The sequence below is a fragment of the Akkermansia muciniphila ATCC BAA-835 genome (assembly GCF_000020225.1).
Taxonomy (GTDB): Bacteria; Verrucomicrobiota; Verrucomicrobiia; order Verrucomicrobiales; family Akkermansiaceae; genus Akkermansia; species Akkermansia muciniphila.
Genome location: NC_010655.1, coordinates 1,416,752 through 1,443,208, shown reverse-complemented (window position 1 = coordinate 1,443,208; position 26,457 = coordinate 1,416,752). Strand labels below are relative to the sequence as shown.

General features: G+C 57.5%; 25 protein-coding genes. 15 read left to right on the top strand and 10 right to left on the bottom strand.

All coding sequences use genetic code 11. From position 1 onward, the window contains the following. Positions 1 to 2 precede the first annotated feature (2 nt). Entirely contained in the window at positions 3 to 1,550 is a 1,548-nt protein-coding gene (gene purH, locus AMUC_RS06435) for a bifunctional phosphoribosylaminoimidazolecarboxamide formyltransferase/IMP cyclohydrolase (RefSeq protein WP_012420246.1), read from the bottom strand. A 245-nt stretch (positions 1,551 to 1,795) separates the two neighbouring features. Here purH and rplI point away from each other — a divergent pair, with 245 nt between their 5' ends. The 4 genes from rplI (at position 1,796) to AMUC_RS06415 (ending at position 4,745) form a co-directional block, all read left to right on the top strand. Next, positions 1,796 to 2,251: a 50S ribosomal protein L9 gene (rplI, locus tag AMUC_RS06430; protein ID WP_012420245.1), complete on the top strand. Its 456-nt coding sequence runs from the start codon at positions 1,796 to 1,798 to the stop codon at positions 2,249 to 2,251. Between the two features lie 169 nt (positions 2,252 to 2,420). Continuing rightward, the gene (locus AMUC_RS06425; protein ID WP_012420244.1) at positions 2,421 to 3,413 is read left to right on the top strand and encodes a magnesium transporter CorA family protein; all 993 of its coding nucleotides are present in this window, start codon (positions 2,421 to 2,423) and stop codon (positions 3,411 to 3,413) included. Between the two features lie 62 nt (positions 3,414 to 3,475). Beyond that, positions 3,476 to 4,369: an acetylglutamate kinase gene (argB, locus tag AMUC_RS06420; protein ID WP_012420243.1), complete on the top strand. Its 894-nt coding sequence runs from the start codon at positions 3,476 to 3,478 to the stop codon at positions 4,367 to 4,369. 10 nt (positions 4,370 to 4,379) lie between these two features. After that, complete coding sequence (locus AMUC_RS06415; RefSeq protein ID WP_012420242.1) at positions 4,380 to 4,745, top strand: lipocalin-like domain-containing protein; 366 nt, start codon at positions 4,380 to 4,382, stop codon at positions 4,743 to 4,745. 15 nt (positions 4,746 to 4,760) lie between these two features. Here the strand turns inward: AMUC_RS06415 and AMUC_RS06410 are convergent, their stop codons facing one another. Next, complete coding sequence (locus tag AMUC_RS06410) at positions 4,761 to 5,045, bottom strand: hypothetical protein (protein WP_012420241.1); 285 nt, start codon at positions 5,043 to 5,045, stop codon at positions 4,761 to 4,763. A gap of 332 nt (positions 5,046 to 5,377) precedes the next feature. Here AMUC_RS06410 and AMUC_RS06405 point away from each other — a divergent pair, with 332 nt between their 5' ends. The 3 genes from AMUC_RS06405 to AMUC_RS06395 are packed head-to-tail and all read left to right on the top strand — an operon-like array spanning position 5,378 to position 8,009. After that, the gene (locus tag AMUC_RS06405; RefSeq protein ID WP_012420240.1) at positions 5,378 to 6,421 is read left to right on the top strand and encodes an energy-coupling factor ABC transporter permease; all 1,044 of its coding nucleotides are present in this window, start codon (positions 5,378 to 5,380) and stop codon (positions 6,419 to 6,421) included. Positions 6,422 to 6,429: 8 nt separating this feature from the next. Further along, positions 6,430 to 7,242 (top strand): cobalt ECF transporter T component CbiQ, encoded by an 813-nt coding sequence (cbiQ, locus tag AMUC_RS06400; protein WP_012420239.1) that lies wholly within the window; start codon positions 6,430 to 6,432, stop codon positions 7,240 to 7,242. After that, on the top strand, positions 7,239 to 8,009 hold the full coding sequence (locus tag AMUC_RS06395) for an energy-coupling factor ABC transporter ATP-binding protein (RefSeq protein ID WP_012420238.1): 771 nt from the start codon (positions 7,239 to 7,241) through the stop codon (positions 8,007 to 8,009). The genes cbiQ and AMUC_RS06395 overlap by 4 nt, the downstream gene beginning before the upstream one ends. Positions 8,010 to 8,016: 7 nt before the next feature. Here the strand turns inward: AMUC_RS06395 and AMUC_RS06390 are convergent, their stop codons facing one another. The 3 genes from AMUC_RS06390 to ispE form a co-directional block, all read right to left on the bottom strand. Beyond that, complete coding sequence (locus AMUC_RS06390; RefSeq protein WP_012420237.1) at positions 8,017 to 10,002, bottom strand: ATP-dependent DNA helicase; 1,986 nt, start codon at positions 10,000 to 10,002, stop codon at positions 8,017 to 8,019. A gap of 20 nt (positions 10,003 to 10,022) precedes the next feature. Further along, complete coding sequence (locus AMUC_RS06385) at positions 10,023 to 10,589, bottom strand: hypothetical protein (protein ID WP_012420236.1); 567 nt, start codon at positions 10,587 to 10,589, stop codon at positions 10,023 to 10,025. Between the two features lie 63 nt (positions 10,590 to 10,652). Next, positions 10,653 to 11,501 (bottom strand): 4-(cytidine 5'-diphospho)-2-C-methyl-D-erythritol kinase, encoded by an 849-nt coding sequence (ispE, locus tag AMUC_RS06380; RefSeq protein WP_012420235.1) that lies wholly within the window; start codon positions 11,499 to 11,501, stop codon positions 10,653 to 10,655. 124 nt (positions 11,502 to 11,625) lie between these two features. On the opposite strand from ispE, the gene AMUC_RS06375 reads away from it, so the two are divergent. The 4 genes from AMUC_RS06375 to ruvX are packed head-to-tail and all read left to right on the top strand — an operon-like array spanning position 11,626 to position 15,719. Next, on the top strand, positions 11,626 to 13,467 hold the full coding sequence (locus tag AMUC_RS06375) for a DNA topoisomerase IV subunit B (protein WP_012420234.1): 1,842 nt from the start codon (positions 11,626 to 11,628) through the stop codon (positions 13,465 to 13,467). 22 nt (positions 13,468 to 13,489) lie between these two features. Further along, positions 13,490 to 14,206, top strand: a complete 717-nt coding sequence (uppS, locus tag AMUC_RS06370) for an undecaprenyl pyrophosphate synthase (protein WP_012420233.1) — start codon at positions 13,490 to 13,492, stop codon at positions 14,204 to 14,206. 32 nt (positions 14,207 to 14,238) lie between these two features. Continuing rightward, complete coding sequence (locus tag AMUC_RS06365; protein ID WP_012420232.1) at positions 14,239 to 15,297, top strand: mannose-1-phosphate guanylyltransferase; 1,059 nt, start codon at positions 14,239 to 14,241, stop codon at positions 15,295 to 15,297. Continuing rightward, positions 15,294 to 15,719, top strand: coding sequence for a Holliday junction resolvase RuvX (gene ruvX / locus AMUC_RS06360; RefSeq protein ID WP_012420231.1), 426 nt, complete (start codon positions 15,294 to 15,296; stop codon positions 15,717 to 15,719). The genes AMUC_RS06365 and ruvX overlap by 4 nt, the downstream gene beginning before the upstream one ends. 342 nt (positions 15,720 to 16,061) lie before the next feature. Here the strand turns inward: ruvX and AMUC_RS06355 are convergent, their stop codons facing one another. Beyond that, positions 16,062 to 17,063: an MDR family NADPH-dependent oxidoreductase gene (locus tag AMUC_RS06355; RefSeq protein ID WP_012420230.1), complete on the bottom strand. Its 1,002-nt coding sequence runs from the start codon at positions 17,061 to 17,063 to the stop codon at positions 16,062 to 16,064. Between the two features lie 455 nt (positions 17,064 to 17,518). Here AMUC_RS06355 and rpmB point away from each other — a divergent pair, with 455 nt between their 5' ends. Then, positions 17,519 to 17,782, top strand: a complete 264-nt coding sequence (rpmB, locus tag AMUC_RS06345) for a 50S ribosomal protein L28 (RefSeq protein WP_012420229.1) — start codon at positions 17,519 to 17,521, stop codon at positions 17,780 to 17,782. 199 nt (positions 17,783 to 17,981) lie between these two features. After that, positions 17,982 to 18,206 (top strand): hypothetical protein, encoded by a 225-nt coding sequence (locus tag AMUC_RS06340; RefSeq protein WP_012420228.1) that lies wholly within the window; start codon positions 17,982 to 17,984, stop codon positions 18,204 to 18,206. Between the two features lie 338 nt (positions 18,207 to 18,544). Here AMUC_RS06340 and AMUC_RS06335 read toward each other — a convergent pair whose 3' ends face one another. The 3 genes from AMUC_RS06335 to AMUC_RS06325 all read right to left on the bottom strand — a co-directional run bounded on the left by AMUC_RS06335 (position 18,545) and on the right by AMUC_RS06325 (position 22,800). Next, on the bottom strand, positions 18,545 to 20,146 hold the full coding sequence (locus AMUC_RS06335; RefSeq protein WP_012420227.1) for a glycoside hydrolase family 27 protein: 1,602 nt from the start codon (positions 20,144 to 20,146) through the stop codon (positions 18,545 to 18,547). Positions 20,147 to 20,169: 23 nt separating this feature from the next. Continuing rightward, positions 20,170 to 21,114 (bottom strand): FAD:protein FMN transferase, encoded by a 945-nt coding sequence (locus AMUC_RS06330; RefSeq protein ID WP_012420226.1) that lies wholly within the window; start codon positions 21,112 to 21,114, stop codon positions 20,170 to 20,172. A gap of 444 nt (positions 21,115 to 21,558) precedes the next feature. Then, complete coding sequence (locus tag AMUC_RS06325; protein ID WP_031930826.1) at positions 21,559 to 22,800, bottom strand: LL-diaminopimelate aminotransferase; 1,242 nt, start codon at positions 22,798 to 22,800, stop codon at positions 21,559 to 21,561. A 431-nt stretch (positions 22,801 to 23,231) separates the two neighbouring features. On the opposite strand from AMUC_RS06325, the gene eno reads away from it, so the two are divergent. Both eno and AMUC_RS06315 read left to right on the top strand, forming a co-directional pair. Further along, positions 23,232 to 24,512: a phosphopyruvate hydratase gene (gene eno, locus AMUC_RS06320; protein ID WP_012420224.1), complete on the top strand. Its 1,281-nt coding sequence runs from the start codon at positions 23,232 to 23,234 to the stop codon at positions 24,510 to 24,512. A gap of 28 nt (positions 24,513 to 24,540) precedes the next feature. Then, positions 24,541 to 24,909, top strand: a complete 369-nt coding sequence (locus AMUC_RS06315; protein ID WP_012420223.1) for an FtsB family cell division protein — start codon at positions 24,541 to 24,543, stop codon at positions 24,907 to 24,909. Between the two features lie 118 nt (positions 24,910 to 25,027). Here AMUC_RS06315 and AMUC_RS06310 read toward each other — a convergent pair whose 3' ends face one another. After that, a complete protein-coding gene (locus AMUC_RS06310; RefSeq protein ID WP_157738256.1) occupies positions 25,028 to 26,335 on the bottom strand; it encodes a sulfatase-like hydrolase/transferase in 1,308 nt (435 codons plus the stop codon). Positions 26,336 to 26,457: the final 122 nt, after the last annotated feature.

Below are 26,457 nucleotides of genomic sequence, written 5' to 3'. Positions count from 1 at the left end.
AATTAATGGAGGAAATGGCGGTGTCCCGTAAATACCATGGCAATTCCCGCGGCATCAGCGGCGGCAATCACTTCCTCGTCGCGGATGGAACCTCCGGGCTGGATGCAGGCGGTGGCTCCGGCGTCAATCGCCACCTGGAGGCCGTCTGCAAACGGGAACATGGCGTCGGACGCCACAACGCTGCCCTTCAGATCCAGGCCGGCCTGCCCGGCCTTCCAGACGGCAATGCGGGCGGAATCCACACGGCTCATCTGCCCGGCGCCGATGCCAAGCGTGCGGTCCGTACCGCCAAAAACGATGGCGTTGGAATGAACCTGCTTCACGACACGCCAGTTGAAACGCATGGCGGTCAATTCTTCCTCGGTCGGGGGGCGCTTGGTCACCACCTTGGCTTCCAGATTGTCCAGCCCCATCACGTCCGTATCCCGCTTCATGGTCATGAACCCGCCGGGCGCGGAACGGATGATGGGTTCGCGGCGCGCCTTCATCCAGGCTTCCGTGTTCATGCGGATGATGCGGCAATTTTTCTTCTTCTGGAGAATGGCGCGGGCTTCCGCATCATACTCCGGAGCGATGATGACATCCGTGAAAATGGCGCTCAGCACACGGGCCAGGCCTTCCGTCATCGGGCGGTTGACCACGATCACGCCGCCGAAGGGGGCCTGCGTATCCGTTTCAAAAGCCTTCTGCCATGCGTTGCGCAGGTCTTCGTCGTCCTGGCCCACGCCGCAGGGATTCGTGTGCTTCAAAATGCCCACCGTCGGGCGGCGGAACTGGGTAATCAGCTCGGCTGCCCCTTCAATGTCCAGCACGTTCGTATAGGAAAGCTCCTTGCCCTGAAGCTGGTGGAAAATATCCCCGAAGCTGCCGTACAGGCTGGCTTCCTGGTGGGGATTGTCCCCGTAACGCAATTCCTGATACAGGGGAGCGCAGATGCAGAAGCTGCCCTTGGTGCTTTCCGCGCTCTGGTGGCCAAGATAATTAGTGATGGCGTTATCGTAATTGGAGGTGCGCATAAACACCTTCACCGCCAGGTTTTCACGGGTCTTCAGGGTCGTATCCCCCTTGTGGGTCTGCATTTCATCCAGAATGCGCGCGTAATCCGCGGGATCCGAAACCACCGTGACGGAAGCGTAATTCTTGGCGGCGGAACGGAGCATGGACGGCCCGCCGATATCTATTTTTTCAATAGCTTCCTCCAGCGTGACTCCGGGCCTGGCGACGGTTTCTTCAAAAGGATACAGATTCACGCAGACCAGGTCGATGGGCTTGATGCCGTTTTCCTTAGCCTGGCGCACATGCTCCTCATTGTCGCGGCGGTGCAGCAGGCCCCCGTGCACCATGGGATGAAGCGTCTTCAGGCGCCCTTCAAATAACTCCGGTTCTCCGGTATAGTCGGAAATCTCAATCACCGGAAGGCCCAGGCCTTTCAGGAAAGCGGCGGTCCCGCCAGTGGAAATAAGCTCTACTCCAAACTCGTGCAGGCCCTTGGCAAACTCCTCCAGGCCGGTCTTGTCGGAAACGGATATCAATGCGCGCTGAATAGCCATAAGATCAAATATCTGTAATGTACCCGCGGGCGCCCCCCTCCCCTCCGGGAGAGAACGCGATAAATGCGGTTCCTTTCCCTACATACTACTGCCGCGTGAAGCAAGCGCAATGTCACCAATCATGACAACCGGGAGGATTTTTCCTCCCAAAACATAAAAAAACGCCCTTTTTATCGCTCTTGTCTTGACATTCGGGCGAATACTTACTACTTCAACCGCTCACAAATAACCATTTCTTTTTAGCCATGGCAACGATGGAAGTAATTCTCGCAACAAAAATTGAAGGGCTCGGCGCAGAAGCCGACCTGGTGACCGTTAAGGCTGGCTATGGCCGCAACTACCTCATCCCCAAGGGTCTGGCCCACGAAGCAACAGCCTCCAACCGCCGTTTCATCGCCAATCTTCAGGCCGCCCGCGCCAAGCGCGAAGCGGAAGAACTCAGCGCCGCTCAGGAAGTGGCCGCCAAGATCAGCGGACTGACCGTAGACCTCACCCTTGAAGTGGGCCAGGGCGGCAAGGCGTTCGGCGCCATCACCAACCAGAACATTCACGATGCCCTGACCGCTCAGGGCGTGGAAGTGGACCGCCGGGCGATTGAACTCGAAAAGCCGATCAAGAGTGAAGGCGAACACGAAGTCATCATCAAGGTGCATCCCCAGGTGGAAGCCACGCTCAAGGTGGTCGTCAAGGAAAACGCCTAAGAGGCGCGCATCCCTTTTCCGGCAGGCCCGGTTCCCACCTTGGGGACCGGGCCTCTTTTTGTCACCCTTTTTACTTCCCTTCCCTGAACAAACAAGGCATCATGCCTGCGTTGGGTGTCACTCAACCTCATGCACGGCATCGTTCCATCCCCCCACCGAAATCAACGGCATGATCCGGCTCTATCGTCAAACCCCGGAAGGCATTGAGCGCACCACCCAGGTGGATGCGGCGGAACAACACTTGGATTCCGTCTTCTGGATTGACCTCCTTACCCCGGAACCGGCGGAAATCAAGTTTGTGGAACGCCTCTGCGGGCTGGAAATGCCGACCTATGACGAAATGCGGGAGATTGAGGCCACCAGCCGTCTGTACACGGAGGACGGAGCGCGCTTCATGACCACCACGGTTCTCAGCCGCGTGGATACGGAATCCCCCTCCCTGTCGGAAATCACCTTCGTCCTCATGGGGGCGAAAATCATCACCATCCGCCATTCGGACTCCTATTCCTTCCGCGTTTTTTCCCACCAGCTCCTGCGCCAGAAGCAAATCAGCCGGGACCAGGTTTTCACCGGCCTGCTGGAAACCATCGTGGACCGCCAGGCGGACGTGCTGGAACGTTTCGGCGCGGAACTGGACCGCCTTTCCAAAAACATCTTCCGCAGGGACGAACCTGAAGGCAAGACCAGCAAGCGGGTGCCCGTCTCCAGCGCCCTGCGCCTGACGCTCCAGGACCTGGGCCGCGTGGGCGACCTGCTCACCCGCCAGCGGGACTGCCTGGTCAACCTTCTGCGCCTGCTCACGTACGCCAGCAACGAAGAGGCCCTGGACGACACCAACTCCACGCTGTACATCAAGCTGCGTCCTCTAAGCCGGGACGTCACTTCCCTTTCCGAATACGCCAACTTCCTTTCCAGCAACGTCAACTTCATGCTGGACGCCGTTCTGGGACTCATCAACATCGAACAGAACGAAATCGTTAAAATCTTCACCGTGGCGGCCGTGGTCTTCATGCCCCCCACGTTAATTGCCAGCATTTACGGGATGAACTTCGCCCACATGCCCGGCCTGGAAAACGAATACGGCTACTACATCTCCCTGGTAGTCATGCTCGTTTCCATCATCCTGCCCCTGGTTTACTTCAGAAGCAGGCGCCTGCTTTGAACGGGTCCTGCCTCAAAATCTCCCTCTCCTTCCGTTAAAACTCCTACCGTTTCATTACTGACATGGACTCCAAAATCACCCGCCTGATTGAACAGGCCTCCGTCATTGTCGGCGCCCTCCCCTACCTCCAGGCCTACCGGGACAAAACATTCCTCATCAAATTCGGCGGCAGCGCCATGGATGACGCCCGCCTGGTCAAAAAGCTCATGCGGGACATCGTTCTGCTGGAAGTCCTGGGCTTCAACCCCGTGATTGTCCACGGCGGGGGCAAAGCCATTTCCAAGGCGATGGCGGAGGCAGGGCTGGAAGCCCGTTTCGTCAACGGGCTTCGCGTCACGACTCCGGAAGCCATTTCCATTGTGGAACGCACCCTTTCCGGAACCATCAATCCTGGTCTGGTTCAAATGTTCCGCGACTACGGCGGCAAGGGCGTAGGCATTCCCGGCACGGAAATCTTCGTTGGGGAACGCATCCATGAAAAAGATGAACAGGGTAACCCCATAGATATCGGTGAAGTGGGCAACGTCATCGGTTGCCTGACGGAGCGCATCACGGAAGCGCTGGAACTCCAGATCACCCCCATCGTCTCTCCGCTGGCAAAAGAACTGGGCACCCATAAACCGCTCAATGTGAACGCAGACTTGGCAGCCGCCGCCCTTGCCAAGGAACTCAAGCCGGTGAAACTCATCTATATTTCCGATGTCCCCGGAATTATGAAAGACCCTTCGGATCCCTCCACCCTCATCAAATCCGTCACGCGTACGGAAGCCCTCGACCTTATCAAGGACGGCACCGTATCCGGCGGCATGATACCTAAAATCCACTCCGCCATTGACGCCCTGAACGCAGGTGTGCGCAAAGTGCACTTCATTGACGGACGCCTTCCCCACACCCTGCTGCTGGAAATTTTCACTCCGGACGGCATCGGCACGGAAATCATCCGGGAACAACGCTGACTCCCCCGCCGTGAAATTTTCCCTCTTTCTCCCGGCCCTGTTCCTGCTGGCGGCATCCTGCTCCATGCAGCCCACTCCCGCCCGCCTCTCCGGCTCCTGGATCCAGCCCGTCCCCGGGCAGCCCGGGCATGTGCAGGGAATGCAGCTCCTGCCGGACGGCAGGGCCGTTTCCATCAACATGCACACGCTTCTCTACCAAGGTTGGCAGCTGGACGGCAGCCGCCTGATCCTGACGGGGAAAAGCATGGGAAACGGCAACTCCTCCCTCTTCACCGCTACCTCCACCATTGACAGTCTCAGCAGAAACACGCTGATTCTGAACACGGACGGAACCCGGGAGATTTACACCCGCATGACGGACGCTGACGGGAGATAGTCTCCCCGCCTGCCGTCATTCATCATCCAGCAGGGACTTGTTGGCTGCTTTCGCCAGCTCGCAATTCGGGCATTTGTCAATCAGGCGGTCCATCAGGGCTTCAATGCGGGCATCCTTCGCCATCAACTGCTCATCCTTCTTTTTGAGCAGATTCAGCGTGTAATTCACGGCAATCGTCAGAACGCCCAGGCCTCCGATGGCTCCGGCGGAAGACACGGCCGTGTCTGCGGAAATATTGCCCAGGATTGTCGTGCATCCTCCTATGGAAAACAAACACCTGGCTATGGAAAAATTCATCATGGGTCCCGTCTAGCAGACAGTTTTCCCGCCTGCATCACGCCCAACCCGTCCACACCCTTTGTCGGAACGGGACGGCAGATGAATTGCCGCCGGATGCACCCGAAGAAACGCGCCCTCCCTTCCGTCCCCCCTCCGGAAAGGCTCTTTTGCCGGAAACAGGCCTTACCGGCTCCGCACGGGAACCAAAACCGCGAAGCGGAAGGAACATACTTTCCTCCGTTGCCGCATTTCCTTCTTCGGCTTTGCGGCGTTTATGCTAAAGTGGTGCCAATCTGCCCGGTACGGGGCTTTCAGCAATACTTCACACTATTCAATAGAAAGGCATCAACATCATGCATATGGCGGACGGCTTCATCTCACCGGCGGTAGGCTGCACCATGTGGGCGGCTTCCGCTGCAATTACAACGCTCTGCACACGTAAGGTCAGGCAGGAAAAAGAAATGCGGCTCGTCCCGCTCATGGGCGTGCTGGGAGCCTTCATCTTTGCCTGCCAGATGCTGAATTTCACCATTCCGGGCACCGGCTCCAGCGGCCATCTGGGCGGCGGCCTCATCCTGGCGGTCCTTCTGGGGCCGTATGCGGGGTTCCTGGTCATGGCGGCCATCCTGACGGTGCAGGCCCTTTTCTTTGCGGATGGGGGGCTGCTGGCCCTGGGCTGCAATATTTTCAATATGGGGTTTTTCTCCTGCCTGGTAGCTTACCCTTTCATTTACAGGCCCCTGGCCGGAACAAAAACCGGCACGGGCCGCATCACGCTGGCCAGCGTCATCGCCGCCGTCATCGGGCTCCAGATGGGGGCTTTCTCCGTCGTTCTGGAAACAACGGCCTCCGGCATCTCAGCCCTGCCCTTCGCCCAATTTGTTGAATTGATGCTGCCCATTCATCTGGCCATCGGCGCCGTAGAAGGCCTTGCTACGGCAGCCGTCGTCATCTTCATCAGCAAGGCACAGCCGTCCCTGCTGCGCCCGGCCGACTTGGAAACCGGAACCGTCAAAAAAGCATCCTGGACCGTTTTGGGCATCTTTGCGGTAGCGGCCCTGCTCTGCGGAGCCGCCCTCTCCTGGTTCGCCTCCGCCTATCCTGACGGACTGGAATGGTCTGTAGCCGGAGTCACCGGGTCGGAAGAAACCAGGCTGGCGGAACCGTCCCCCCTCCACCGGAACCTGGAAACCGTACAGGAGGCCACCGCCATTATGCCGGACTACGCCTTTCCCGCTGATGACGGGGCAAACACCGCAGAAACGGAAGCTTCCTCCTCCATTGTCAACCCTGAAACGAGCATGGCCGGCGTGCTGGGAAGCGCCATTATTGCAGCCCTTATTTTTGCGGCCGGTTTCCTGTTCGGCAGAAAACCGCACAGCCACTGCCCCCGCTGACCCTCCCCATGCCACTGTTTACGGACGCCTCGCAGCAATTCCGCCAGATGGATCGGTTTTCCTGCGGAAATACCGGCATCCACCGTCTGGACGCCCGCATTAAAATCGGAGCTTTCCTCGTCTATCAAATCTGCGTTCTTTCCTGGCCTCCGCAGGAAATTACGGGACTCCTGCCTTTCTTCCTGTTCCCGGTCTGTGTCATCCGCCTGGCGGGCCTTCCCCTGGGCTACCTTCTGAAACGTACCCTGTGGCTGCTGCCCGTCGCCGTCATGATAGGCCTCTTCAACCCTCTGGTGGACAGAACTCCCATGGGAGAATGGTTCGGCATTCCCGTCACGCAGGGCATGATCTCCTTCATCTCCATCATCCTGAGGTGCATGCTCACCATCCTGGGCGCCTTCACGCTGTTGGCCTCCACAGGCTTTGCGCCTCTCTGCCGCGGCCTGAGGCAGCTCGGCGCTCCGCGCATTCTAATCACGCTGATGACCTTCCTGTACCGGTACGCCTTTATCCTGGTGGATGAATGCCAACATATGCTGATGGCATTCCGCTCCCGGCGGGGAGGCTCCGGGCCCATCCCTCTTTCCACGTGGGGGGCCATGGCCGGACAACTTCTGCTGCGGGCATTCGGGCGGGCGGAACGCATTTACCAGGCCGTCCTGTGCAGAGGCGGGGAAGATCCTGAATTCGTCAATTCCCGCAGCGTCATCACTGGCCGTGGCGCAGCGGGAGGCCTTCTTTTCTGCATTCTCGTCATTCTGTTCCGCTGTTTCAACATCACCATGCTCGCGGGCCAGTACGCCCGCAGCCTCATCCCATGAGCCACCACCTTGTAGAAACTATTGACTTGTGTTTCAGCTACCCGGATTCCCCTCCGGCGCTGAACGGCGTTTCCCTGCGCATCACCCACGGGGAATCCGTCGCCGTCGTAGGCGGAAACGGCGCAGGGAAATCCACGCTGCTGCTCCACCTCAACGGCCTGCTGACCCCCTCTTCCGGCCAGGTACGGGTAGGGGACATTCCCGTGACCCCCAAAACCGTCGCCCGCGTCCGGGAAAGCGTGGGAATGGTCTTCCAGCAGGCGGAAGACCAGCTATTCATGCCTACTGTCCGGGAAGACGTGGCCTTCGGGCCGCTCAACATGGGGCTCCCCCCGGAGGAAATCCGCCGCCGCGTGGAACAGGCCCTGCGGAATGTCCATGCGGAAGCCCTGGCAGACAAAATGACCCACCATCTTTCCGGAGGGGAAAAACGGGCCGTCTCCATCGCCACGGTCCTCTCCATGAGTCCGGACATCCTGGTGCTGGACGAACCGAGCGCCAACCTGGACCCTGCCTCCCGCCGTACCCTCATCAGCCTGTTGCGCCAATTCACCCATACCAAAATCATTGCTACCCATGATCTGGACATGGTCATGGATCTGTGCACGCGCTGCATCGTAATGAAAGACGGTTCCATCCTGGCAGACGCTCCCGTTCCCGACATCTTTGCGGACCGCTCCCTTCTGGAAGAAGCGCGCCTGGAACAACCCCTCAGCTACCTCCTGATGCGGCAGGAGAGGCAACGGAACAATTCCGGGGCATCCTGAAAAAAACTCATACAAACTCCAGCCGGGCCTCCGGCAGGGACTTGAGAAAACGCATTCCATACCTCTTGGTAGCTACGCGCGGATCAAGAATCACCACCATGCCGGAATCGCTCCTGGTGCGGATCAGCCGCCCTACCCCCTGCCGCAGCTTCAGAATGGCTACAGGTACGGAATATTCGTAAAACGGATTCCCCCCGCGTTCCCTGATACTCTCAAAACGGGACTCCACAAGCGGATGATCCGGCACTTCAAACGGCAAGCGCGTGACAATAACGTTGGAAAGAGATTCTCCCGGCACATCCACCCCGGTCCAGAAACTGTCCGTTCCGAAAAGCACGCTGTCCACATCCTTCCGGAACGCCTCCAGCATGGCATGCCGCTGCATATCCTGCCCCTGCACATACAGCGTCCATCCCTGTTCCTCGCAAAAAGGACGCACTTTCTCCGCCGCCTGAACCATCAGACGATAGCTGGTAAACAGCACGAAAGCCCTGCCGCGGGACTCCGCCAGATACCTTTTAATCCATTCCGGCAAAACTTCCGCATACTCCGGCTGGTCCGGCTCCGGCATGGAGCGGGCTACAATCAGCCGCATCTGCTCCCGGTAATTGAACGGGCTTCCGATCTGAAGCTTCCGAATGCGTTCCGCCCCTACGCGCCCCGCAAAATAACTCATGTCCGCATCTCCGGTCCCCAGCGTGGCGGAAGTCAGAATGGCGGAACGTCCGGCGGAAAACAGGCGTTCCCTCAAAATATCTCCCACCTCCACGGGAGCGGAGCAAACGCTCATGTTCCTTCCATCCGGACCGGAACGCTCCGCCCAATATACGTGACCTTCCTCCGTCATGTCCATCAGCACCTTCAGGGAAGCCTGCGCCTCCTCCATCCGGGCGGCCATATCCGCCAGTTCATCCTTCACGGCTGCATTTTCCTCCTGTTTCTCCCTCTCCGTTTTCAATTCCCCGATCAGTTCCATCAAAGGCTGAGAAAGAATATCCTGCGACCACTCCGGCTGAAGAATGCGGACAATCTTTCCGGAACCAGCAAACCCCAGGTCATCCCGCGCATTCTGGAAAAACAGGCCGGAGGCGTCCATCACGTCCTGAACCCGCTGAAACAGGGACGGATTGTTCAGCGGTTTCAGCAACCCCTTGTGCGTGCGCGGATTGTACATCCGCAGCAATTCATAATTCAAATGCGGTTCCGAGAGCTGGACGCCTAGCTGGCGGGCGGCGATGTTCTCAATCATGTGAGCCTCGTCCAGAATCACAAAATCCCCGGGAAACACGAACCCCGCCTCCTCGGAATCCTCCGCCTGGGCCATCAGCCCGAAAAACAGGGTATGGTTAAGCACCACTACTTTGGCCTCCAGAACCCGCTTGCGGGCTGCCTGGTACGGACAGGAAGGGCCGCAATGGCGCATGCTGCACGCATGCGGTTCGCTGCAGACCATGGCCCATACCTTGGAAGACGGCCGGAATGCCATATCGCTCAGGGTGCCGTCCTGCGTTCTCAGGGCCCAGTCCTGGATCCTCTTCAACTCCGCGGCCTCACCCTGCGTAAAGAGGGAATCCATCTGCGCCAGCGCGCGCCGCAGGCGGGTATGGCACAGGTAATTCTGCCTGCCCTTCAGCAGGGCGGCGGAAAAATCAATCCCCAGGGCGGTGCGCAGCAGCGGAATATCCTTGTTGAACAACTGCTCCTGCAAATTGATGGTATGCGTGGAAATCACCGCCTTCCGGTCAAAATCCAAAGCAAACTTCACCGCCGGCAGCAAATACCCCAGGGACTTGCCCACGCCTGTGCCGGCCTCCACCAGCAGCGGCGCATCCACTTGGAGCGCCCTCGCCACAGCCAGGGCCATGCTCTGCTGCTCCGCCCGGTACTCAAAATCCCTGGCACGGGAAAACAATCCGTCCGGGGCAAATGCCCGGTGGACATAAGCCTCAAAAGCGCTGACGCCTTCCATGCCCTCTTCCCCGGCGGCCTTCATATGTGGGAACCTGCCCCCCCTTACTGGCCCACGGGAAGCTGGCGGGAAGAAACCGGCGGAAGATTCACCTTTTCAGGCAGGTCATAGAACATGGAGCGCAAGCCGTTCGCATTCATTCTGGAAGCGTCGATGAACGTCCAGGGCCCCTTATCCTTCAAATCCTTCACCAGCACCAGAACACCGGTATTCTCCACCTTCACGGGCACCCCGTCCGGACGCTTCATGGAAATGACCATCCGCGTGGGAAGCACCACCAGCACCTCCCCGCCGCCCTTCACCAGATGTTCCGCCGCAGGCTGGCCTATTTCATACGTCTCCACCACCATGCCGCGTTCCTTCATCACGGCGGCGGCGGCCTGCATCTTTTCCCTCATGGTCTCCATGAAGGAGGCCTCCCCGCCTGGAAAGGAAGCAACAAGCTGCTTCTTCATGGGCGGGTACATCTTCTCAATCATCCACATCATGTCGCCCGTCTTCACCGCCCCGGAAAGCTCCCGGGCGGCCCGGACGGCGCTGTCCCCATATTCACCGGCCTGGACGGCGCATACAGCCGCCACCATCATGCCTGCCAACAAACTCTTAATCATGGACGGAGTGTAACGGCATGCCTCCCCCTCCGTCAAGGCAAGGCCTCCTGCGGAATCACGTTTTTACCGCGCGTCATCCTGCATCACCAGGCCGGACCACATCCATAAAGTGGGGTCCAGCTCCCGGGCGGCATCCTCCATCAGCGCGCGTCCGGTTCCTTCATCCTCCACCACGGCGAACATGGTGGAACCGGAACCGGACATCATGGCGCCGCGCACCCCGGGCCGCCCCATCAGCCAGCGCTTCACTTCCGCCAGGAATAAATGCTTTTCAAACACAGGCCTTTCCAGATCATTGACTAGCACATGGCCGTCCACATCCTGCTCCCCATAGGGAATGCCGGGCAATTCCCTGGAACCGGACCAGCGGCGGTAAGCGTCCGGCGTGGAGACACCAAACGACGGCTTCAACAAGACAACCCGGGGACGCCACCCCTTCCACTCCGGCAAGGGCTCCACCTTCTCTCCGCGCCCGGTGCAGCGGCTCGCCGCGCCATAAATGAAAAACCCCACGTCGGAACCGATTTCCCCGCCCAGCTCCGCCAGGCGCTCCCGGGACAAACCTCCGCGTTCCAGCTCATTGAGGGTGCACAGCACGCATGCGGCGTCACTGCTGCCGCCGCCCAGCCCCGCGCCATGGGGCACCTTTTTCACCAGGCGGACATGCCACGGCATGGGCCTTCCCAGCTCCCGCTCCATCAGCCGGCCCGCTTTCATGACCAGGTTGCTCTCATCCAGAGGCACGCCCGGGGCGTCGCAGCTCATCTCCAGACAGGCCGCCGGCGAAAACTCCAGCACATCACACAAATCCAAGGGAACCATCACGGTATCCACCTCATGGAAGCCGTCCGGCCTCTTTCCCAGAACGCGGAGGGAAACGTTCACTTTGCACGGAGCCTTGCAACTGATCATACGCCGTGGATTCCACCAAGGGACGGCCTCCGGGTCAAGCTCCATCGAACGCAGACGGACAGCCCCTCATTTTTTCTTCGCAAATTCCGGGGGCGCCGCTATAATAAGCGCGACCCCGTTGCACATGGCCTACGACGAAAACAGCATCAAAACCCTGGATTGGAGGGAACACATCCGCATGCGCCCGGGGATGTACATCGGCAAACTGGGTGACGGAGCCTCCCCGGACGACGGCATTTACGTCCTTCTGAAAGAAGTCATCGACAACTCAATCGACGAATTCGTGATGGGGTTCGGCAAAAAAATCACCATTGACGTGACTCCGGACGGCCTGTGCGAAGTGCGCGACTTCGGCCGCGGCATCCCGCTGGGCAAACTGCTGGACTGCGCCGCAAAAATCAACACCGGGGCCAAATATGACAGCGACGCCTTCAAAAAATCCGTAGGCCTCAATGGAGTGGGCATCAAGGCGGTCAACGCCCTGTCCGACTTCTTTGAAATCCAGGCCTATCGCGACGGGGAAACGCGTTCCTACCAGTTCTGCCGCGGAAAGGAAATCCCCAAGGGACGGAAGGACGGAGCCACGGAGGAACCCAACGGCACCCGCACGGCTTTCCACGCGGACCCGGACATCTTTCCCGCGGCCACGCAATTCCGGCCGGAGTATATCGAAAAAATGTGCAGATACTACTCCTACCTCAACAAAGGGCTGGCCTTGCATTTCAACGGCCGCCGCTACATCTCCAAAAACGGGTTGCTGGACCTGCTTGCGGAAGCGATGAGCGAGGCCCCCCTGTACCCCATCATCCATCTGGAAGGGCATGACATTGAAGTGGCCTTCACCCACGGCGGCCAATACGGGGAGGAGCACTACTCCTTCGTCAACGGGCAGCACACCACCCAGGGAGGCACCCACCAGGCGGCCTTCCGGGAAGCCATCGTCAAAACCCTGAGGGACTTCTTCAAGAAAAACTATGAGGCGGGGGACATCCGTTCCTCCCTCGTAGCCGCCATCTCCATCAAGGTAAAGGAACCCGTCTTCGAATCCCAGACCAAAACCAAGCTGGGGTCCAACACCATCAGCCCGGAAGGGGAAACCATCCGCACCTTTGTGGGCAACTTCATTGCCAGGGAGCTGGACAACTACCTGCACAAAAACCCGGAAACGGCCAAAGCTCTGGAAGCAAAAATCAAGGATTCCGAACGGGACCGCAAGGAACTCTCCGGTATCCAGAAGCTGGCGCGCGAAAACGCCCGCAAGGCCAAAATTCACAACAAGAACCTCCGGGACTGCCGGGTGCATTACAACTCCAAACACTCCCGCGCCGGGGAAACCACCCTCTTCATTACGGAAGGCATCTCCGCCTCCGGCTCCATCACTACGGCGCGCGACGCGGAAACCCAGGCCGTTTTCTCCCTGCGGGGCAAGCCGCTGAACTCCTTCGGCATGAGCCGTAAAGTCGTCTATGAAAATGAGGAATTCAACTTCCTCCAGCATGCCCTGAATATTGAAAACGGACTGGAGGAACTGCGCTATGACAAGGTAGTCATCGCCACGGACGCCGATGACGACGGCATGCACATCCGCATCCTTTTGATGACATTCTTCATCCAGTTCTTTCCGGAATTGATCCGGGAGGGACACCTCTTCATCCTCCAGACCCCCCTCTTCCGCGTGCGCAACAAACAGCAAACCATTTACTGCTACTCGGACGCAGAGAGGGAGGAAGCCATCAGCCTGCTGGGGAAAAACCCGGAAATTACCCGGTTCAAAGGCCTGGGAGAAATCTCCCCCCAGGAATTCAAGGCTTTCATCGGGGAAGGGATGCGCCTGGACCGCGTCCGGCTGGAAGACTCCCACAAGGTAAAAGACCTGCTGTCCTTCTACATGGGCAAAAACACGCGGGAAAGACAGGAATACATCCTGAACAACTTGCGTGTTGAACTGGACCCGGTCATGGACTAGAGTAACGGAGCGACGCTTATCTATGCTTACCATTCCCAAGGAAAAACTGCCGACTCACATCGCCTGCATCATGGACGGCAACGGCCGCTGGGCGAACAGCCGCCATCTGCCGCGGCAGGCAGGCCACCGGGCGGGAGCGGATACGGTGGAACGCTGTGCGGACTTCTGCATGGCCCATGATATCCCCTGGCTCACCCTTTACGCCTTTTCCTCGGAAAACTGGAACCGTCCGAAGACGGAAGTGCGCGCGCTGATGCTCCTTCTGCACGAATTCCTGAAAAAACGCCTCAACCAAATGATGGAAAAAGGCGTGCGCCTCCACGCCATAGGAGATCTCTCCCGCATTCCCGCCCGCACCCGGAAACTGCTTCAGAACAGTCTGGAAGCCACTTCGGGAAACACCAGGCTCAACCTGGTTCTGGCCATTTCCTACGGCAGCCGGGGGGAAATCGCCGCCGCCGCCAGGAAAATAGCGGAAAAAGTCTCCCGCGGAGAACTCCCGCCGGACGCCGTGACGGAAGACCTGTTCGGCGAGTACCTGGACACCGCCGGCATGCCGGAACCGGATCTGCTTATCCGCACCTCTGGAGAAATGCGCGTCTCCAACTTTCTTCTCTGGCAAATCAGCTATGCGGAAATTCATGTGACGGACACGTTGTGGCCGGACTTTTGCGACCGGGACATGGAAGCTGCTCTGCTGGACTACTCCCGTAGAAAACGCCGTTTCGGCGCTCTCTGACCCTCTTGAACCCCCATTCCTGCGAAACAGCCATGAACCAATACGCTCTTATTCTGGCCGGCGGCAGCGGCACCCGTTTCTGGCCTCTTTCCCGCGACCACCGCCCCAAACAACTCCTGAACATGTTCGGAGAAGGAACCCTCCTTCGCCAGGCTATCGACAGGCTGGACGGGCTGGTGCCCAGGCAAAACATCTTTATCCTGACCAACCATCTGCAGGAAGCGGAAGTGCGCCGCCAGGCCCACGATATTCCCGTGGACAACATCATTTCCGAACCCGTGCGCCGGGACACGGCGCCTGCCATCGCCCTGGGCATTGGTCTCATCAAGGCGGCGGACCCGCACGGAGTCATGCTCGTTATCCCCTCCGACCAGCTCATTCAGGACCAGGACTCCTTCCGCACCCTGATGAAAGCCGCCATGGACACGGCTGCCAGGGAAAAAGCGCTTGTCACCGTGGGTATCAAGCCAACCTGGCCCTGCCCCTCCTACGGCTACATTGAACGCGGAAAAGAAATCCACTCCGCTCCGGGCTGTTCCTGCCGCGAAGTCATTCAATTCCGCGAAAAACCGGACACGGCCACGGCTGCAGCCTACCTGAGCCGGGGCAATTTCTGCTGGAACGCCGGCATGTTCGTATGGAGCATTCCTGCCGTGTGCGAACAGCTGGACAAGCACTGCCCGGAACTGGCCTCCTTCGTGGAACACGTTGCGGAATCTCCGGCCCCGCAGGAAACCATCCGGGAAGAATTCCCGGCGCTCACCCCCGTCTCCATAGACTTCGCGCTCATGGAGCATGCGGACAGAGTGCTGAACATGGAAGCAACCTTTGACTGGGACGACGTAGGTTCCTGGATATCCGTAGCCAACTATCTGGAAACCCACAATAAAAACACCACCAACACGGACATCACCGTGCAGGACGCCTCCGGCAACATTGTTTTCTCCCAAAAGGGGGACAAGCACGTGGCCCTGCTGGGAGTGGAAAACCTGATTGTGGTGGAAACGGCGGACGCCATCCTCATTGCGGATAAAAACAAGGCGGACGAAATCAAGAAAATCGTCAACCAGCTTCCGGACGAACTCAGATGACCAGTCCGCACCCCGCCCTGGGCATCGACTACGGAGAAGCCCGCATCGGCATTGCCGCCACGGACCCCGTGGGCATCATGGCCCATCCCGTAGAAACTATCCACAGGCATCAGACGGACGGAATTTCCCGCATTGTCCAGCTCGTCCAGGAACGGGGAATACGCACCCTGGTGCTGGGCCTTCCCGTCCGCATGGACGGCACGGAAGGGACCGCCGCAGCCAAGGTGCGTGCATTCGGCAGGGAACTGGCCGCAGCCCTTCCAGGCCTTCCCCTGATTTTCATGGATGAATGCCTCACCACCGTCATTGCCCAGGAAAAACTGCACGCCGCCGGCAAAAAGGCAAAAAACTTCCGCCCCATCATCGACCAGGTAGCCGCTGTGGAAATACTCAACACCTGGCTTGATTCCACGCTGGGCTGAAACCAAACGGCGCGCACGCGCCGTCCCTCCCGGGTCTGCGGATGGGAACGCACTTCCGGTGCCCAGACATCCAGAGAAAGCCCGGACGGGTTCATGATCCGCGAATGGCGCCACAACCGCACCGTATCCTTCGTGACGCTCCGCACCATTCCCTCCGTACACAGACCTTTCCGGGCAAAACGGCTTTTTTCCAGAACAAATCGCCTGCCTGCCAGATGGAATAAAAGTTCAGCCCCGCCATCATCCAGGCCAGCAGCCAATACTACCCAAACCACGGAACGCTGAAAAAATCCTTCCAGCATTCCGCAGCACGGGAAAGCGCAAAAACTCCCTTTCCACGCATCAGGCGCAATCCATGCTAAGCACCACCTTGCCGCTGCGGAACTCCTCCTGCGCCTTCTCCACAGCCTTCCGCACATCGCTTAGCGGATAAACGGTATCCACAGCCTGCTTCAACCTGCCGTCCGCCATCAGGCGCGCCAGTTTCTCATAGGCGGCCTCAATCTCTGAAACAGGGGCATTCTTAAGCCACTGCGTCACCCACAGGCCCTCCAGTTTAATACCCTTGAAAATCAGAAAACCGTTCGGCACCTTGATGCTCTTCCGGCTCATGGCTCCGTACGTCACCATGCTTCCACCGGGAGCCAGCATATCCATCAGGCGCAGGGCGCTTTCCCCGCCCACGGCATTGGAAGCCAGCACAGGCCTCTTTCCATCCAGGCGGGCCAGCGTATTCTTCACCACATCCCCGTCATCCTCTCCCACCACCAGATCGGCGCCCAGCGCAGTCAATTCATCCCTCAATTCATCCGGCCTTCTCACAAAATTCACTGTCTTCACGCCCATTTCACGGGCCAGTTGAATAATGCACCTTCCCACTCCGGAATTGGCGGCATTCTGCACCAGCCAATCCCCCGGTTCCAGGGAAACGAACCCTTCCAGCATGCGCAGAGCGGTCAGGGGATTCACCTTCAGCATGGCCGCCTGGACGGGATCTACCTTCACCGGGAGCTTCATGACATTCACGGAGGGAACCGCCACATACTCGCTCCAGGAACCCACGCCGCGCAGGAGAATCACTTCATCTCCCTCTCGAAATCCCGCTGCGCGAGATTCCTGTACCACGCCGCAGCCTTCCAGGCCGGCGCGGGAGTGCGGCAGCACGGGCTTCAGGCCATAAACTCCCTGTACAAAATTGATGTCCGCCGGGTTGATCGGAGCCGCCTTCATCCGGACCAGAACTTCTCCCTCCTCCGGAACGGGAATGGGGCCGGAAACATATTCCAGCACCTCCTGGGGCTTCATACTGCATTCGGAAAACTCTGCATAATGATTCTCACTCATGCTTTCAATTTCTCATGGAACGCCCCTCCGTGCAAGCGCCGGATACGTTTTACCCGGAAGCAGGCAGCCATATGCCGCTGCCGTGAAAAAACCAAAGGGGGCCATCTTTCCCGTGTTCTGCACTTTTCCTGCGGTGAAAGGCCTTCATCCGGCCCGGCTATCCGGCCAGCCCCTGCTCCCACGGCGGAAGTCCGGAAAAAATATGGAAGAACGCCTCATTCTCCTCTTTGTCTGCGGTACCGTTCATCTTCCCGGATCAGCCCCCTCCCGCTTTCAGCTCACCGTCTCTGCAACCCCTCTTCATCATGGGAGAAAAAACCGGAGTTCGCGCAAAAGAAAAGGCATGCTTCCGTACAGTCCAGGATAAATTCCAGGGCTTTCGTCCGGTTGTTCTTGACCTTAGGCAAAAATACGCTAGATTATCTCTCTCGCATTAACAAATAACTTCGATTGCCATGTCCCGAATTTGCATCATCAGAGGTACCATGCCTCACAAAGGTCGTCGTATCCATCGCTCCGGTCTTGCCAAGAAAAAGGGCGGTATTGGTCGTCACGTCACTAAGACTGTCAATCGTACCGTTTTCCCCAACCTTCAGGAGAAGCGCATCTGGGTTCCTGAACTCGGTCAATTCGTGAAAATGAAGATTTCCGCCAAGGCCCTGCGTACGATCAACAAGAACGGTGCTTACAACACTCTTAAAAAAGTAGGTCTCCTGTAAAAAAGATTCTTTTTTTGAACGTTGTTCCACCACTTGAACTCTAAGGCTTCAACGAGGTGAGCAACTGGCAGAAAAAGATGTCCAAAAAGACAAGGGATCATCTGCTTAAGTGAGGCACCTCCAAGTTGAAGGTTTTATTGAAACATTAATATGCCAACGGACGTAAACAATACGTCCTCTACTGGAAAAGATCACACAGATGAAAGCCCAAACCAAAATCGCTCTTAGAATTAATGATGACAACCCCAACCACCACCTGTGGAACAACAGGGGGGTTTGGTGGTGCCACGTTACGGTTCACAAGCCGGACTCCACGGCGGAACGCCTGAGATTCTCGCTGAAAACCCGTGACATTGAAAAAGCCCGCGCCCGTCGCGACAAGATTTTCGCCTCCATTCAGCAGCATTTCGGCATTGCCGCCTAGAAAAGCTGTCGGGAGAGATTAAGGCAAGTCACATCAATCTCTTTTATAAGAACCGCTCCGGATCTGCCGGAGCGGTTTTTTATTACACAATAACAAAGGCCTGCCGGAGAAAACTTTCCGGAATTGAAGCGCAAGCTCTGGTGCGGGGGAGGCATTCACTGCCCCTCCTGCCCCTCCTGGAATCCGGCAATCCGCCGACAGGTACTGTAAAAGTGGGATTTTGTGCAGAAGGCTTATTTCTATGGATGCCGGTTCAATGAAAAGCCTCCCCTGCCACAGGCTTCAGGGGCGGCATATCCCCGCCGCCCCTGAATGAATACAGAGCCGTCTCCTTCCCGTTACTTCTTTTTGCTGAACCGGAACATGGATGCTCCATGCCCGTTCAATTCTACCGCCATATCTCCCTGTACGGTCCCCTGGTCAGCGCGTTTCCAGAGGTCCCTTGCCTCATACGCTCCGGAAAGCCCCAGCTCCTTCAGATTCACCTTCAAAATTCCTTTCTCCTTCCCGGTATTGAAAAAGCCAGCCGCCACGGAACCGTCGGACAACTCCTTCATCCACACCTGGAAATTCCCCTGGTGCCACGCTTTGCGGGCGGGACGGGCAGCCGGATCCTGATCCACCGCTATCACCTCATCATTGGTAAGCAGTCCCATCGTAAACGAATCAATATGCTCCAAATCACAGGAGACGATGAGCGGAGCGGACAGCAGGCACCACAGGGTCACATGGGTGTACTGTTCATCCGGAGTCAGCCGCGTCTGGACAAACGTGGTGTTGGGCTGGTTGGGTTTGCCCAGCTTCCCGATCTGGAGGATGTCCGGATCATTCCAATGTCCCGGGCGCATATGCTTCTGCCAGCGTTCCTGGGAAAAACCGATGCCGCTGACGCTGCCCCAGTGATCCTGGATATCCCCCGTCGTCCGCCATAAATTCGCCAGCTTGCCCAGCTCTTCCACATGTTCGTACGGGGCGGCATTGGACAGGCTGAGCACGATATCCCTCCCGGACTCGTCCAGCGCCTTGCGGATGCGCTTTGTCGTAGACACATCGTTGGGATTCCAATCCACTTTCACATAATCGAACCCCCAATCCGCCCATTGTTTAGCGTCACGGTCAAACAGCCAGACGGCTCCCACATGATCCGCCTTTCTGCGATGAACTCCCGGATAACTTCCAAAGATTTGATCCTCCTGCTTGCGCTCCTTTTCCGGAATGGCCATTTCCCCGTAGTCCGGCTTAGCGTTGGGCGCGCTCCCTCCGATAAAACCGGCATACGTTCCCATCCAAGGCGTGGAATAAATGCCCGCTTTCATGCCCATGGCGTGAATAGCGTCGCACATGGCCTTCATGTCAGGAAAACGCTTATTGGGTTGAATGGCGCCATACTTCCCTCCGCGCCTGCCCTGCCAGCAGTCGTCAATGTTGATATAGGCCCAGCCATGATTGACCAGACCCCGTTCCACAAAAAGCCGTGCCGTCTTCAGCACATTATCCTCCCCTACGGCCTCACTGTAGGAATACCAGCTGCTCCAGCCCATGGGCGGAGTCAGGCACAATTCGTCCCCCACCTTCAGAATCAGCTCCTTCATGTCCTTTCCATGCCTGTTGGAAGCCTGGATATTTACCTTGTATTCCCTCTTCCCGGACGGAGCGGTACCCGAAATCAATCCGCGCGAATCCATCTTCAGGCCTGGGGGCAGCCCTGTTGCCTGAATTTTCATGGGCCGCTCCCCGGAGACGGGAACCTGGAACAGCATGCGGGAACCGGGGGTAGCCCCGACGATACGGGCGCCATTAATGGAGGGTGAAAGCGGAATCTCTGGAGTCAGGCGGACACCGGGAGCGGGCGCAGGATAGGGATTAGGGAACTCTGCCCCAAATGACGCAGATACGGCAGCGCTGACAACGGCAGGGAGTAAAAAATGGTACAATCTCATAAACAGGGTTATAAAGGTGTACCTTAAAAACGTAGTTGCTTTGTCATTCCTTTCATTGACCCCATTCCTCCCTCCTTCCGCAGTCCATCCTGTTTCTGCGTTTCCCCCGCAGAACATGGCGGACTTTGAAAAAAGGCCGGAACGGACACTCCCGGCAATCCGGCCGCCAGGGAACGGAACTCCTCCTCACGCATCACACACCCTGCCGTCGCCAGGGCATCCGCCAGCGCAGCGGAAGACGCCCGGACGCTCACCTGCCTCCCTTCCGTAACGCCCAGCCCCGACCGGGGATCAAGCACGTGGGAATACGCTTTCCCGCCAATTTTCACCATCTGACGGGCACTCCCGGAAGTGGAAACGGCCGCATGGCTCAACAGCAACACTTCCCCCTGCCCTCTTCCTGTATCCACCCGCAGCCGCCATCCCGGTTCCCCGGGAGGAGGAGCGCCGGCCAGAACATCGCTGGTACTGTCTATGAAGAAGGAACATATACCCCTTGTTTTCAACATCTCCGCCATTCGGTCCACGGCAAAGCCCTTGCCCATGCCTCCCAAATCCAGCCTCATTCCAGAAACCGCCTTGACCGCCATTCCCTTACGGACGGACAACTTTTCCCATCCGCATGCCCGGAGCGCGCATTCCCGCTCCTCATCGGACGGGAGGACGCCAAGGCGGCGGCTCTTTTTCCACAGGCGAATGCAGGGTCCCAGTGTGGGATCAAAAGCACCGTTTGTCAGCCGGGCATAATTCAGGGACAGAAGAAGCACCCTTTCCAATTCCGGAGAAACAGGCACGGAAATGCCGTATTCCGCAGCATTAAGCCGGGTCAGACCGCTTTCCGCATCCATGGCGGACATCACTTTTTCCCAGTGGACGGCACAGGCCAGAGCCTCCCCGCAAATCCTCTCCGCATCTTTCGCGTCCATGCCACTCCCGGGATAAGCGCGCACCGTGAACACCGTACCCATAACCGACCCCCGAACTGTTACCCTCCCATCTGGGGCATGCGCACAGGAAAGCGGCTCCACAGAAGGAAGCTCCGCTTCCCCTTCCTGCCCCCGGATGGTGCCAGCAACAGACAGCAGGCAGGCGCAACATGCAGGAAAAGCAGCCTGCCGGAAAAAGGAACTCATGCGCACCCACGGGGACATAAGCAACAACCTACTCCGTACAAATGAACGGGGGCAAGGGCCGAATATGCCATAGAAACGCCCCTTTACCGGAATCCCATCACTTGAAAACGGACTCTGCTCTTTCCCGGTCCAAATCCGTAAGAAAGGAAGATGACCTTTTTACAGGAACTCCCCTCCCGGCAGGAAATACAATGCCACGGTCATCAACCCACCCGGAAAGAAATACACAGGCCGCGGTGTTTTGCACCGCGGCCTGGACATCTGTCTGAAAACGCCCTTCTATCTGGCAAACAGGCTGTGGATGCGGCGGCAGACTTCATCCACGTTTTCCCGTGAATTAAACGCGGAAATGCGGAAGAACCCTTCCCCCCTGGAACCAAAACCGGAACCAGGCGTAATAACCACATTCGCCTCATGCAGCATCTTGTCAAACATTTGCCAGCTGTCCAGACCGTCCGGACACTGTACCCATACATAAGGGGCGTTTTCCCCGCCCCACACGCGCATGCCCGCCTGACGGCAGGCATTCAGCAGAAGCGAAGCATTCCCCAGGTAATGGCTGATGAGCGCGGCAGTCTGGGCCATGCCCTCCATGGTGAACAAAGCCGCGGCACCCCGCTGGACAATATAGGAAGCGCCGTTGAATTTCGTGCTGGTGCGGCGGCTCCAGAGTCGGCTGATAGAAACCTTGTTCCCTTCGGAATCATATCCGTGCAATTCCTTGGGAATCACCACATAACCGCAGCGCACCCCTGTAAAGCCTCCTTGCTTGGAGAAGGAACGGAACTCAATGGCGCAATCCCGCGCGCCGGGAATTTCAAAAATGGATCTGGGAATGGAAGAATCCTGTATGAAAGCCTCATAAGCGGAATCATAAAGGATAATGGCACGGTTCGCCCGGGCGTATTCCACCCATTTCAGCAGTTCATTCCGGGAAGCTACGGCCCCGGTAGGATTGTTCGGGAAGCACAGGTAAATCAAATCCACATGCTCATCAGGCAATTGCGGCACAAAATTATTTTCCGGAGTGCACGGCAGATACACCAGCCCTTCATAAGAACCATCCGGGCTGGAACTCCCGGTATTCCCGGCCATGACATTGGTATCCACATACACGGGATAAACCGGATCCGGCACGGCGATTCTGTTGCCGGGCCCGAAAATATCCAGAATGTTTCCCGTGTCGCATTTGGCTCCGTCAGACACGTAAATCTCATCCACTTCCACATGCACGCCGTGGGCCTGATAGGCTTTTTTGGCAATTGCCTCCCTCAGCCAGAAATACCCCTGCTCCGGCCCATAGCCGTGAAAACGTTCATGAGTGGACAAATCATCCACGGCCCGGTGCATGGCTTCAATAGCCGCCATGGGAAGCGGCTCCGTCACATCGCCGATGCCGCAGCGAATCAGCCTTTTGGCCGCCTCCGGATGGGATTCGGCAAACGCATTCACGCGGCGCCCTATTTCCGGGAACAAATATCCCGCCTGCAACTTGAGGAAGTTATCGTTAATGTTAGGCATGGTTTTAATAGTAAGCGCCTCATTCCATACCCGGAACGGGACGGAATCAAGGCCCCGTTCCGGCATGCCGTCCTTCCCTGCGTCACGAAACGGCGCAGCTTCCCCCCCTGCCGCAGTTTCCGCCGTGTAAAAGCGGCTGCTCCTGCCCTTTTGAGGGTCCACGCACCTCGCCGACATCCTGTCCTGCCAGATTCTCCTGAGCTTCTTCCCGGCAAAATTCCTAAGAACGGGCAGGCGGATGCCCAGCAAGGGAACCTCTTCATTCTGCGGGGCATCATGGCCCTGAAGAAGCCGGCAAGCTTCGTCCCCGTTCTGCGTCAGTCCTGCTTTTGAAACCGGAACTTCTAGGGACATGACATGCTTCTCCGGAACGGGAAAGCCTGTTTCCCTGTCTAAAAAGGACAAAAAGAAATCTTATGATCATGAATGAAATGGAAATCATTGACGTCCGCGGCCGTGAAATCATCGACTCACGGGGCAATCCCACCGTGGAAGTGGACGTGGCCCTCGCCGGGGGAGCTATCGGACGCGCATCCGTCCCCAGCGGAGCCTCCACCGGAGAACATGAAGCCTGGGAACTCCGGGATGGAGACGCCAAGCGCTACGGAGGCAAGGGCGTGCTTAAAGCCGTGGAAAACATCAATAAAATCATTGCCCCGGAAATATCAGGGCACGATGCCACCCTGCAGCCGGCCATTGACAAAATCATGATCGACCTGGACGGCACGCCCAATAAATCCCGCCTGGGGGCCAACGCCATCCTGGGCGTCTCCCTGGCCGTGGCAAAAGCCGCCGCCATTCAGCTCAACCTTCCCCTTTTCAAATACCTGGGTGGACCGAACGCCAAGGTTTTGCCCGTCCCCATGATGAACATAATCAATGGTGGAGCCCATTCGGACTCCCCCATCGACTTTCAGGAATTCATGATCATGCCCAAGGGGGCTCCCACTTTCCGGGAATCCCTGCGCTACGGGGCGGAAGTTTTCCATGCGCTCAAGGATGTGCTGCATGACCGCGGCCTTTCCACTGCTGTGGGGGATGAAGGGGGATTCGCCCCGGCCCTGAAATCAGCAGACGACGCCCTGGAATGCATTGCACAGGCCGTAAAACGGGCCGGGTACACCCTGGGCACGGATATCTTCATTGCCCTGGACGTGGCTTCCTCCGAATTCTACGATCCCTCCCGGAACCTGTACGTCTTCAAAAAATCAGACGGCCTGGGCAGAACAGCGGAGGAACTGACGGCTTACTATCAGGAACTCCAGAAAAAATACCCCATCATTTCCATTGAGGACGGCTGTGCGGAAAACGACTGGCTGGGCTGGGAACAGCTAACTAAAGCCATGGGCGGCAATACCCAGCTGGTAGGGGACGACCTGTTCGTGACGAATGTGGAATTCCTGAATCAGGGCATTTCCCGCCATGTAGCGAATGCCGTCCTGGTGAAAGTCAACCAGATAGGTTCCCTGACGGAAACGCTGGATACGGTGGAACTGGCCAAGGATAACAAATACTCCGCCATCATCTCCCACCGCTCCGGGGAAACGGAAGACGCCACGATCGCGGATATTGCCGTAGCGACGAACGCGGGGCAAATCAAAACCGGCTCTCTAAGCCGTTCCGACCGCATGGCCAAATACAATCAATTGCTTAGAATTGAAGAAGAACTGGGAAATGACGCAGTTTATGGTGGTAAAATTCATATTCTATGATCAAAAATATGTTGTTTGACTGCAAGGAATGCTCTGGAGACGCCGCTACTACCACCGTTTTACCCTGGCGGAGCTTGAAATCCGCCGGGAGAAACGTGCCCTGATCGTCCAGAGAGCCCTGCGCCTCTTTGCCATTGTCCTGGCCCTGTGCCTGACGATGCTGCTTTCCCTGGTGTGTTTCAAACCATGGAAGGATCTGCGCTCCCTGGAGCATGAACGTTCCTTCCTTCAGGCTCATCTGGAAAAATCCAGGGAGCAGATGGAACAGGCAAAAAACGAATTCATCTGGATCTCACAGGATCCCCACTACTTTGAAATGATTGCCCGGGACAAAGGCAACCTAGCCCTTCCCGGAGAGCACATTCTCCGCATTACGGAACCCAAGCGCCTGAAATAAAGCGTTTTTCAGCGGGAAAAGAAAACCATGCACGCGGTTTCTCCCCCTCTCCCGCCGTAGTAATAGGTTCCCAAACGCTGGCATGCAGGACGGAATACGGAACAAAGCCAACGCAGCCTTACTCAGGCTGCCTGTCCGGCGCAGTCTTGTCATACTCCCTCATCAATTTGGCGGACCAGCTGATACTGTCGGGAAAACGGCATGCAGGCGTCGTAGTCAGGTATGTTCCCAGCTTTTTAGCGAGGAGATCCGCATCCTGGTGCCTGGAAAAATACAAATCCCTCTGTTCCTGGGGATCGTCCGCCACATTATAAAACTGCGGAGCGCGATCCGGGACCAGCAGGTACTTCATATCACCGGTCAGCACAGCGGACGTGTAATCCGTGCACCAGAAAAAGGTGCGCGGAACGGGAGCTCCCTTGTTCCCCACCAGCTCCAGAATATCCATGCCGTCCAGCTTCCTGGGAATGTGACGGCCATTCGCCTTCAGCAAAGCGGGAAGCAAATCCACGGAGGAAACGGGCTGTCTGCAAACGCTTCCGGGAACCAAACGCTTGTCCGCCGGATATCTGATAATAAAAGGTACGCGAACACCTCCTTCAAAATGCTGCCTCTTGGCACCCCGGAAAGGGGCGTTGCAGGAAGAAGCTTCCGGAGCGCCTCCATTGTCCGACAGGAAGACGACGATGGTATCCTTTTCCAAACCGTCTGCTTTCAAGGCATCCAGAATGCGGCCTATTCCCCTGTCCATCGCATATACCATGGCGCAATAAACCCGTCGTTCCCCGTTCTGCACGTTCCTGAATTTGGCGATATCCTCCGGTTTGGCTTCATTGGGCCAATGGGGGGCGTTGTAGGAAACGAACATGAAAAACGGTTTCTTATCCTTTCCGGCTTCCTGCAGAAATTCAACCGCCCGGTCTGTAATATCGTCCGTCAAATAGGTGATGTCCGTCTTATCCGTAAAATTGGATACAATCATGGAGGGATTCAGGCCTTCAGCCTCTTTCTTCACGGGAAAATAATGCCGGGAACCGCCCAGGAACCCCCACCAATGCGTAAAACCGCGCTCCGGCGGCGTATATCCCTTCGTGTGGCCAAGATGCCACTTGCCGAATACCGCGCTCCGGTACCCACAGGGAGCCAAATACTCCGGAATCAATTTCTCCGTCTGCGGCAGCCCGTAGTGGGACTCCGGAAGATAATCCATCTGGATATTGGGATTCGTCGTGATGCCGTAACGCTTGGGGAAACGCCCCGTCAGCAGTCCCATGCGGGAGGGAGAACACATCGGCGCCGTCACATACGCCCGGGAGCAGAACACCCCCTCCCTTGCCAGCCGGTCAAGGGAAGGCGTTTTTATCTGCTTGGAACCTGTACAGCCCAAATCCCCATAACCCAGGTCATCCGCCAGAATGACAATCATGTTCGGCGGTGAGGAAAGGCGGGGCTGCGCAACTGCCGTTCCGCAAAACAAACCGCACAGAATTAACAAAAGGCGCACTTCCTTCATCATACGTTAATCTACGTACCTTATTCTCCATATCA